Origin of the sequence: Sulfuricurvum sp. (assembly GCF_049305995.1) — a bacterium.
GTDB lineage: Bacteria > Campylobacterota > Campylobacteria > Campylobacterales > Sulfurimonadaceae > Sulfuricurvum.
This window is the reverse complement of record NZ_JBAQPS010000252.1, coordinates 1-2,828: the sequence shown is the minus strand read 5'-3', so window position 1 is coordinate 2,828 and position 2,828 is coordinate 1. Positions and strand designations below refer to the sequence as shown.

The window sequence follows — 2,828 nt, the reverse complement described above, 5'->3', positions numbered from 1 at the left end:
GAACATCGCCGATAACCATCCGATCCTCAAACTCCATATCGCCAAAAATACCAAAAAGCCTAAAATCATCGTGATCGACCCGCGTGCCTCAAAAACGGCGCAGATGGCCGATATCTTTATCCCTCTGAAACCCCGAACCGATCTGGCCCTCTTCAATGGACTTGCCTACATTGTACTCGAACAGGGGTGGGAAAACAGCGAATATCTCAAAGACAACGTCACCGGATTGGGCGATTTGCGTAAACATCTTCAAAACTACCCGCCACAGGAAGTTGCCAATATCACAGGCGTTGACGTCAAAACCCTCTACGAACTCGCCCGTCTGATCGCCGGCTCCCCTGCGACCCTCACCGCATGGACGATGGGGGTCAATCAATCCTACATGGGAACCGATACCGTCAGCGCCATTATCAACCTCCACCTCCTCACAGGACAAATCGGACGTCCCGGAGCGGCACCGTTTTCGATTACGGGACAATGCAACGCTATGGGAACGAGAGAGAGCGGCTTTACCTCCTCGCTTCCGGGATACCGCAACTACGGGGACGTAAAAGCGGCCGAGGAGTACGCCGACATCGTCAACGTTCCCCTTGAGCTCATCCCGACGTCGCGCGGCTACAAATACGGCGAAATCATCGAAGCGATCGAGCGCGACGAGATCAAAGCGCTGTGGGTCGTAGCGACCAATCCGCTCGTGAGTTTCGTCGATCAAACACGCCTCCGTGCCGCCCTCGCAAAACTAGAATTATTGGTAGTGCAGGATGCGTTTATGTCCGATACCGCAGAGCTTGCCGATGTCGTCTTCTCCGCCGCAACATGGGGAGAGAAAGAGGGAACCTACACCAACTCAGAGCGCCGATGCAACCGTGCGAACAAGGCTATCAACCCTCCGGGGCTGGCAAAAAGTGATTTTGATATTATCGTGGAGTTTTCAGGCTATTTTGATGGAGTACGAGAGATGCTTTTCCCCAACTGGCAAAGCGCAAGAGATGCGTTCGAGGAGTGGAAAAGGGTCACTCAGGGTCAGCTGTGTGATTATTCGGGAATGAGCTATGAGATGATGGAAAAACACGGTGGAATCCAATGGCCGTGCAACGAACAGTTTCCCCTCGGATCAGCGCGTCTGTACACCCCTGAAATCGGCTTTCGCACTTATGATGGCAAAGCCAAGCTGCTGCCGTTGGAATGGATACCGCTCCAAGAACCTACGGGTGAGCAGTTCCCCGTAATTCTCAATACGGGGAGAACCGTCGAGCAGTGGCACACCCGTACCAAAACGCGAGAGATCGCCATCCTCAACGATCTAGCCCCCGAAGCGTGGGTCGATATTAACCCTGCCGATGCGCTTGCATTAGAGGTTAAAAGCGGTGATCGTCTCTCCATCAGTTCACCGCGCGGTCGAGTCGATAATATCGTCATTCGGGTTACACAGACGGTGCGAGAGGGGAATGTGTTCGTCCCGTTTCATTTCAATACCCAGCTCATCAACACCCTCACCCCGAGTCTGTTTTGCCCCAAATCGGGAGAACCGAATTTTAAACAAACCGCCGTGCAGCTCCACTCGCAAAAAGTCCCCGAAGGGATCAAAATGAAATCACCCCAAATCAGCGGTGAAATCACCTTGCAAAAAAATACTACATTTTCAAAGAAATGCATAGAATTCCAGTATAATATCAATAGTTAACTATATTGCCCTAAAGTTAATTCTAATTAACTTTCAAATGGAGATTTCATGACTATTTTCGTCACCGGAGGAGCTGGTTATATTGGCTCTCATACATGTGTAGAACTACTACAAAACGGTCATAATGTAGTTGTCTATGACAACCTTTCAAACAGTTCAGTTGAAGCACTAAAGCGTGTTGAAACTATCACGGGAAAATTAATCACTTTTATCATTGGAGATATTCGAGATGAGTCTTCTTTGACACAAGCAATGCAAGGGTGTGATGCAGTAATCCATTTTGCGGGTTTAAAAGCGGTTGGTGAATCGGTAGCCAAACCGTTGGAATATTATGACAATAACGTTCAAGGAACACTCTGTCTACTCCGATCAATGCAAACCAATAGTATTAAAACCCTCGTATTTAGCTCATCAGCTACCGTATACGGAGATCCTGAATCTCTACCGCTTCGAGAAGATCATCCTCTTCGAACAACCAATCCGTATGGTCAAACAAAATTAGTAATTGAAGACATTTTACGCGATCTGTATCGTTCAGATAATACCTGGCAAATTATGATTTTACGTTACTTTAATCCAGTAGGAGCTCACGAAAGCGGATTAATAGGTGAAGATCCGCAAGATATCCCAAATAATCTTATGCCGTTTATTGCTCAAGTTGCTATTGGACGCCGTGAAAATCTCAATATTTTTGGGGAAAATTATCCAACCCATGATGGTACAGGGGTGCGAGATTATATTCATGTTGTTGATCTAGCTCACGGTCATCTTAAAGCACTTGAAGCATTAACATCTCCACAATGCACCGCGATCAACCTCGGAACCGGAATAGGATACAGTGTTTTGGATGTAGTAAACGCTTTTTCCAAAGCAAGTCAACAATCAATCCCGTATATAATTGCGCCGCGCCGAGAGGGAGATATTGCGGCATGTTATGCTGATCCGAGCAAGGCTAATACCGCAATAGGGTGGAGTGCTAAACGAAATTTAGATCAAATGTGCCATGATGCATGGAATTTTCAATCTAAAAATCCGACAGGCTATAAGTAAAAAAATCAACAATCTGAAACACCATAAGATTTAAATCCTATGGGTTCAGCAATACAAATTCTTCTACAACAATACCGGTATTACTCATCAAAAT

General features: G+C 46.8%; 2 protein-coding genes. Both read left to right on the top strand.

Annotation, left to right across the window (positions count from 1 at the left end; translation table 11 throughout):
* Positions 1–1,684, top strand: a 1,684-nt coding sequence (locus tag WA010_RS08650; protein ID WP_422556727.1) for a molybdopterin oxidoreductase family protein, incomplete at its 5' end; no start/stop codon positions are given.
* A gap of 48 nt (positions 1,685–1,732) precedes the next feature.
* Complete coding sequence (galE, locus tag WA010_RS08645; protein ID WP_422556726.1) at positions 1,733–2,734, top strand: UDP-glucose 4-epimerase GalE; 1,002 nt, start codon at positions 1,733–1,735, stop codon at positions 2,732–2,734.
* Positions 2,735–2,828 lie beyond the last annotated feature (94 nt).

Excerpts from the sequence above, each read along its gene's own strand:
- galE (WP_422556726.1), top strand. The coding sequence starts at position 1,733 with ATGACTATTTTCGTCACCGGAGGAGCTGGTTATATTGGCTCTCATACA.